Annotated in this window: 8 protein-coding genes; 6 read left to right on the top strand and 2 right to left on the bottom strand. The window is 37.6% G+C overall.

The window, feature by feature from the left end:
- Positions 1-130 precede the first annotated feature (130 nt).
- The gene (locus VXK47_RS10335) at positions 131-484 is read left to right on the top strand and encodes a CheR family methyltransferase (RefSeq protein WP_435548707.1); all 354 of its coding nucleotides are present in this window, start codon (positions 131-133) and stop codon (positions 482-484) included.
- A 45-nt stretch (positions 485-529) separates the two neighbouring features.
- Positions 530-1,555 (top strand): diguanylate cyclase domain-containing protein, encoded by a 1,026-nt coding sequence (locus VXK47_RS10330; RefSeq protein ID WP_435548706.1) that lies wholly within the window; start codon positions 530-532, stop codon positions 1,553-1,555.
- Positions 1,556-1,800: 245 nt separating this feature from the next.
- Here VXK47_RS10330 and VXK47_RS10325 read toward each other — a convergent pair whose 3' ends face one another.
- A complete protein-coding gene (locus tag VXK47_RS10325) occupies positions 1,801-2,598 on the bottom strand; it encodes an alpha/beta fold hydrolase (protein WP_435548705.1) in 798 nt (265 codons plus the stop codon).
- Between the two features lie 148 nt (positions 2,599-2,746).
- On the opposite strand from VXK47_RS10325, the gene VXK47_RS10320 reads away from it, so the two are divergent.
- On the top strand, positions 2,747-3,343 hold the full coding sequence (locus tag VXK47_RS10320; protein WP_435548704.1) for a YceI family protein: 597 nt from the start codon (positions 2,747-2,749) through the stop codon (positions 3,341-3,343).
- 76 nt (positions 3,344-3,419) lie between these two features.
- On the opposite strand, the gene VXK47_RS10315 is transcribed toward VXK47_RS10320, so the two are convergent.
- Entirely contained in the window at positions 3,420-4,127 is a 708-nt protein-coding gene (locus tag VXK47_RS10315) for a SurA N-terminal domain-containing protein (RefSeq protein ID WP_435548703.1), read from the bottom strand.
- Between the two features lie 131 nt (positions 4,128-4,258).
- On the opposite strand from VXK47_RS10315, the gene VXK47_RS10310 reads away from it, so the two are divergent.
- The 3 genes from VXK47_RS10310 to panP all read left to right on the top strand — a co-directional run bounded on the left by VXK47_RS10310 (position 4,259) and on the right by panP (position 6,803).
- Positions 4,259-4,471, top strand: a complete 213-nt coding sequence (locus VXK47_RS10310; protein WP_435548702.1) for a hypothetical protein — start codon at positions 4,259-4,261, stop codon at positions 4,469-4,471.
- Positions 4,472-4,704: 233 nt separating this feature from the next.
- The gene (locus VXK47_RS10305; RefSeq protein WP_435548701.1) at positions 4,705-5,184 is read left to right on the top strand and encodes a flavodoxin family protein; all 480 of its coding nucleotides are present in this window, start codon (positions 4,705-4,707) and stop codon (positions 5,182-5,184) included.
- On the top strand, positions 5,181-6,803 hold the full coding sequence (gene panP / locus VXK47_RS10300) for a pyridoxal-dependent aspartate 1-decarboxylase PanP (protein ID WP_435548700.1): 1,623 nt from the start codon (positions 5,181-5,183) through the stop codon (positions 6,801-6,803). Before VXK47_RS10305 ends, panP begins: the two co-directional genes overlap by 4 nt.
- The last annotated feature ends 137 nt before the right edge of the window (positions 6,804-6,940 follow it).

Genomic DNA, 6,940 nt, shown 5'->3' with positions numbered 1-6,940 from the left:
ATATTATCATCCTTTCTTGAATTGGTGAATTTAAGAAGATAATAGAGCATTCTCTTTATTAAATCAATATGTTATTTGGTATTTCAACTGCTTTTTATAAAAATAATCGGATCAATGCGAGACTTTTGAAATTACCTCTTTTAACTATATTAAAGCCGGTGGTAAGTATTCGTTTTCCGATTATTATACTGCAAAGTATGATTCGGCAATAATTGAAAGAGATCTGAAGACAAACGTAGTATTTGCCGACCACAATCTGGTAACAGATGGAGTATTCGGTGAAATGAATTTGATTATGTGCAGGAATGTTCTTATATATTTTGACAGGAAATTGCAGAATCGTGTCTTAAATCTTTTCTGCGAAAGCCTCTGCCATGGAGGATTTCTTTGCTTGGGTTCAAAAGAGAGCCTCAGATTTTCAGAGTGCGCCGATGATTTTGAGAATGTGGTTAAAGGTGAAGTTATTTATAGAAAAAAATCATAAACAATAACCGCAGCAGTCTGAAATAGAATCAGACGGAGATTTATAATGGCTGAGAGAGAAAACGCCAACATACTTATAGTAGATGACAGGCCGGAGAATTTAATTGCTCTGGAGGCGCTGCTTGAGAATCCCGAATTAAACATTGTAAAGGCGCTTTCAGGCAATGAAGCCCTTGGTCTGGTTCTGGAATACGACTTTGCTCTTGTACTTCTTGATGTGCAGATGCCTGAGATGGATGGTTATGAGACTGCAAAACTTATGAGGGGAATTAAAAGAAGCAAAAACGTACCTATAATATTTTTGACTGCTATAAGCGGGGAGCAAAAGCATTTATTGCGTGGTTATGAGGCAGGCGCTGTCGATTTTTTGTTTAAACCCATAGAGCCTAATATTCTTATGAGCAAGGTAAAGATTTTTCTTGAACTGTATAATCAAAAAAGGCTTATTAACGATCAATCGCTCGAACTTAAGAAAAACATTGAAGAATTACTTCTTGTAAAAAAGGAACTGGAAAAAACCAACAAAATATTGCAGGATATTTCTTCCATAGACGGATTAACATCTATTCCCAACCGCAGGTGTTTTGATGACTTTGTGAACAGGGAATGGAAAAGCGCGGTTCGAAAAAGTACTTCTTTGTCTTTTATCATGATCGACATAGACAATTTTAAGGCTTATAACGACAATTATGGCCATCAGGAAGGTGACGAGTGTCTGAAACAGATAGGAAAAGTACTGAAAGAAGCTGTTAAAAGACCGCAAGATCTTGTAGCACGATACGGCGGGGAAGAGTTTATAGCTGCTCTGGTTGATACTGACCCAAATGGCGCAAGCACAGTGGCAGAAAGGATATGCTCGAAAGTAAAGGCCCTGAACATTCCGCATGCATTTTCTCCAACAGCAAATATAGTAACTATAAGTATGGGAATTGCCGGAGGGATTCCAAATCGGGAATCATTACCCGGTTCATTTATAACAATGGCGGATAAAGCTCTTTATCTGGCAAAAAAAGAAGGACGTAATCAGATCAGACTCTTTTCGGAAACTGAAGAAAATTCTCAAATCGATTAAACAGTTGTTGCCAAATATAAAAATTATGGCTCATATGATCCATCAACAATGGAGGGCAACAATGGTTTTTTCGGTTTTTATCCGTTCTCCTTCTTTGATAAACTTATAATACCGGCGTGGCACATATTCATCTCCGGCATCAACGGATCGGAATATTATTACGGCAAATGCTATAAGCGCTGTAAAATAAGGATAGGAGCTTTTTATGTAATGATTTATAATTTTATAGGCGTTCTGTTAAGTCTTTATGTTTCAATTAAAGGCGCTGATAAGAATCCAACTATTTCTTCAACTAATAAATCAGGAGCCGTTTGGATTGCCGTATGATGTTGCCCGTCCAATATGAAAAGCCGGCTGTCAGGTAATGCCTTTTGAAGAGTCTTTGAGCTGATATGCCAATGTTTTGGACTTTTGCTTCCTACAATAAGTAAAACAGGTATATTAAGTTTTCCGAGCCGTTCAGAATCAAAGCAATAGCGATCAACTAATCGTGATTCACGGACAATTGTGCGGGCTACAGCTGCTTTCATCGGTTGGGCTGACATGTTTTGTATGGCTGAAAGTTCTTTTAAACCGGATTTTACAATATCTTTTGCAAACATAAAAAGGGCTTCTTCCATTTTTCCTGCATCTATAAGCGATTGCATGCGGGAATCAAACTCATCCGACCATGGATAGCCCCCCCATGGAACCGGTATTTCATAGATGATAAGCCGACCCACATTAGAATTGAGTAAAGCAGTTTCCAAAGCGCAAAGTCCTCCGAATGAATGTGCGAGCACATTTACTTTGCCCCCTATAGCATTAATAACTGCTGCAACGTCTTGGGCCTCATTAATCAGTGTATAAGCCGGAGAGTCGCCACTGTGCCCACGTCCACGACGATCCATGACCCATACGCTGTAATAGTGCTTCAGCGCAGATTGCATCGGCATCCAAACACTGTGGTCTGCCATGGTTCCATGAACAAGAAGAAGTGGTGGGCCTGATCCGCAAACCCATGTTGCTATTGGAGTGCCGTCTTCGGAGCATACTCTTTTCATGCCGTTATAACCTTGTTTTGGAACACAATGTGTTATCTGACAAAAATATCATTACACTTTAACCCCTGGAAATGTTATAATTTGATAAGTACAAGGCAGTCAATCAAATTAAACCCGTATTCAACAATCATGTATAGGAGAACTTGCTATGAAAATGACATTTATTTTAATTTCGTTATTGATCTCGTTCGTTCTTTTTTCAAACACCGTATATGCAGAATCTTTAAAATGGCAAATTGACCCCGTTCATTCCCGCATCTATTTTGATATAAAGCACATTTTTGCAACAGTCAGGGGTCAGTTTGATGATATTTCAGGGACATTGGTATTTGACCCGAACAATATAAATTCGAGCCGCTGCGATATGGATGTAATAGTTAAGAGTATAAATACCGGTATCCGTCAAAGAGATGATCATCTGCTGACAAATGAGTTTTTTTCGGATGAAGAATATCCGGTTATGAAATTTAAAACCACAGGAGTCAGTCAAGTAAATGACAAACAGTTTCAGCTGATAGGTAAACTTACTATTAAAGATGTTACACGGGATGTGGTGGTTCCGGTTAATTATCTGGGCGAAAAAGACAATCCTATGAATCCCGGGCAGCTTGTGCGTGGTTTTGAAGGTAAATTCACTATAGACAGGCTGCAATACCATGTTGGAACCGGCAAATATTATAAGATGGGGGCTATCGGAAAAGACGTGGATATTATCATTACCATTGAGGCGTTGAGAGATAAGTAAAGTAAGCGCAGCAGAATTTTTGAATACCGGATCACCACCAATCTTTCCTGAGGTGATCCGGTATATTTAGATATTACTATAAATTTCTTTTCACTTCGCTTTTTTCTTTTAATTTATCAAGAAACTTACCAACTTCATCCTGAATCTTTTCCTGTTTGAGATTTTTTTCAATTTTATCTTTAAGATTAGTTTCATAGAACTTTTTAATTTCTTCATCGGATATTTTTATTTTTTCAACAAACTCCTTGTTTATATACTGCTGTATAGTCATTACCTGTCTGATCTGATTTTTAAGAGAAGCTTCTGTCAGTTTAACTCTGGCCAGTTCTTTGTTGAATTCATCCGCATTTTTAAACTGCCCTTTAAATTTATTAAACTGCTCGTCAACAGTTGAATCCTCAACCTTAAATCCATTCTTCACACTCTCCTGATAAAGCAATTCGGTTTCAATCATTTTTTCAAGAACCTTTTTCTTCATATCAGAAAGTGCTTTTTCATCAGGTTTTTCCCCGCGGTTAGCGTATTGTTCCTCAAATGCGAAAAGCTCTCTTGTAAAATCTTCCTTTTTAATTCCTACCCCATTTACAACTGCAATATCACCCTTTGGAGCTTGAATTTTTTCTGCTTTATCAATTTGTTTATTCGGTACTACCAATTGTTTCTTTGCAACTTTATCATCTGTTGCAGTTTTATCCGCTTTTCCGGCTTTGACTGGTGATGCAATAATCATAATCGAAATTATAATCAGCATAACCCCAAACAACCTCCCGCTTTGTGAACGCATTGCAATCTCCTTGTTTTTTTGGTTAATTAAAAATATTTATTATGTTAAAATATATATAAAATTTAGCTTTTAAAATTTACATCAACAGGCCGAGGGCTTATAAGCCCAGGCTCCTCGCATAGGAGTGAAGCTTGAACCGATACAGCGCATATCCTCCGTATCTTTATACAGGAAATATGCGCGAATCTAAAATAGATCAACAATCCACAGGGTCGAAAAATTTCCGGCTGTTCACAGCAGGAATGTTAAATTTGCTTAAACTGGCAAGAGAGGGGAAACTCTTTCCAGCCGTTGCAGAAAAAAAGCTGCTTTTACTTTATGAAGTTGTTATTTTTTACGGCTAAAATATCACCTAAATATGTTGCTGCGCAAATATTATTTTTTAAAGGCATTAAAAAAAAATATTAATACACCTGGAAAAAGTCGGAAAATACCTGTTTCGTCATGCCGGACTGGGGACTTTTTACGGAAGTGTCAAATATTTGCTTGGAAAGAAAAACAAGGCATGTTAATGAAACCTTTTTACTTTTAGATCGGTAATGATGATATTCGTTATAAAATTTATCAGGAGGAACAAATGGCACAAACTCTTATCTCATATTATTCGAAGTCAGGAAATACAAAAAAAATGGCTGAATGCATAGCAGAAGGAATTAAGCCAACTGAAGGCATGGAAGTTATTTTGAAAAAGGTTGAAGATACTGTGATAGAAGATATGCTCAATTCCGACGTGATAATATTTGGTTGTCCCACCTATTTTGGAGTAATGACTGCCGGGTTAAAAGAATTGATGGATAAAAGCGTTAAATACTTTGGTAAACTTAACGGAAAAATCGGAGGGGCTTTTACATCATCAGGCGCTATCGGAGGCGGAAACGAAACAACTATACTAAGCATTATCCAGGGATTCCTTATACATGGCATGATAATACAGGGTTTCCAGAAAGGTAACCATTACGGGCCTGTATCAATAGGGGCTCCCGATGAAGCCGTCAAAGAAGAGTGTGTGCGTTACGGAAAGATGTTAGGTGATCTTAGTGTGAAGATATCGAAATGAATAATCCAAAAATCCCGCATAAAGAACTCGTGGCTGACTGGCAAGCCCTTATGAGAACTTTCATCAGGCCGGAAGATGTTGCCGCAAAAACCACACTTCTTAAATACATGGAGCAGATTCTTTTCGGTCTTCATGATTTTTTAAATACACATGTAGGCATAACGGAAGAAGTCAGCTTAAAAGAGTTATCGGATCAATATACAGATACTCTTATAAGTGAAAATCCCGAGGAAAAGCTTGCGGCTGTTATTTCAAATATAATTGAAAAAACAGCCCCTAATGCCGTAAATGTGGCATCTCCTTATTTTACAGGTCACATGACTTCGGCAATACCATTTTTCATGGTACATCTTAAAACAATCACAGCTGCCTTAAATCAAAACGTAGTTAAGCTTGAAACTTCAAAAATCCTGTCAATTATAGAAAAACAGGTTTTAGCAAAGATACATAGAGTTATATTCAAAAAGAGTGAAGATTTTTATTTAGAGCATGTGCAAAATTCCAGGACTTCCCTGGGTGGGTTCACTGAAAACGGAACGCTTGCAAATCTGACGGCTTTGTGGATTGCAAGAAACACTCAACTTGGCCCTAAAGAAGGATTCGAAGGAGTAGATAAAGAAGGAATATTCGCCGCATTCAAGGCTTATGGCATAGAACAAAGCGTAATACTTGTATCCGAACTCGGGCATTTTTCTTTAAAAAAAGCCGGGGGCCTTCTTGGAATAGGTAATAATAATATAATATCTATCGGGCTGGACAGTAGTAATAGAATTGACATTGCCAAACTTAAAGAAAAAATAAATGAAATAAAAAACTCCGTCCATAAAATCAAAATTCTTGCAATAATCGGTATTGCCGGCACCACTGAAACCGGCACCATTGACCCTTTAAGGCAACTCGGAGAAATATGCTCTGAAAACAATGTTCATTTTCATGTTGATGCAGCTTGGGGAGGGCCTGTTCTCCTGTCTAAAAAATATAAACACCTGCTTGATGGTATTGAACTTGCCGATTCGGTCACAATCGACGGGCATAAGCAATTTTATATGCCTATGAGTTCAGGAATGGTTTATTTCAAAGACCCATGCCTGATGGATTCAATAACATACCACGCAAATTATGTTAACAGACGCGGTTCGGTTGATCTTGGCATTAAATCTCTTTCAGGCTCAAGAGAAGCCAACTCTCTTGTTCTTGACAGCGCTCTTAAAATAATGGGTAGTAAAGGCTATGCCCTTCTGATTGAGCATGGGATAGAAACAGCAAAAGATTTTGCCGATGAAATTAATAACAGACCGGATTTCGAGTTGATAACAATGCCTGTATTAAATATTTTGACTTACAGGATTTTTCCCAAAGAGTTAAGATTGCAATGGAATGAGTCGGAAGAAGTTCAAAGAAAAATAAATGAAAAACTTAACGAAATAAACATTATAATACAAAGGCTTCAAAGAGAAGCCGGAAATAGTTTTGTGTCAAGAACCACTTTAAAAGCCCATAAAGAATGTTGTGAAAACATCGTTGTTCTGCGCTGCGTCATAATGAATCCGATGACAAATATAAACATACTTCGTGAAATACTTGATGAGCAGGAAGAAATTTACAAAAAAACATTGTAACTATTCAGCGTCATTTTAATATATACTACCATTCACATAAGGAAGTCGGGCAATTTGCCTTTAAACAATAGCTCCAATGCCTGACTTGCCTTAACTCCATGCTTGCGGCAAGTAGACAAATAGCTTCGAACCCGGCA

Source organism: Desulfobacterium sp. N47, assembly GCF_051233685.1.
Classification (GTDB): domain Bacteria; phylum Desulfobacterota; class Desulfobacteria; order Desulfobacterales; family RPRI01; genus RPRI01.
This window is presented reverse-complemented; position numbering and strand designations above follow the sequence as displayed.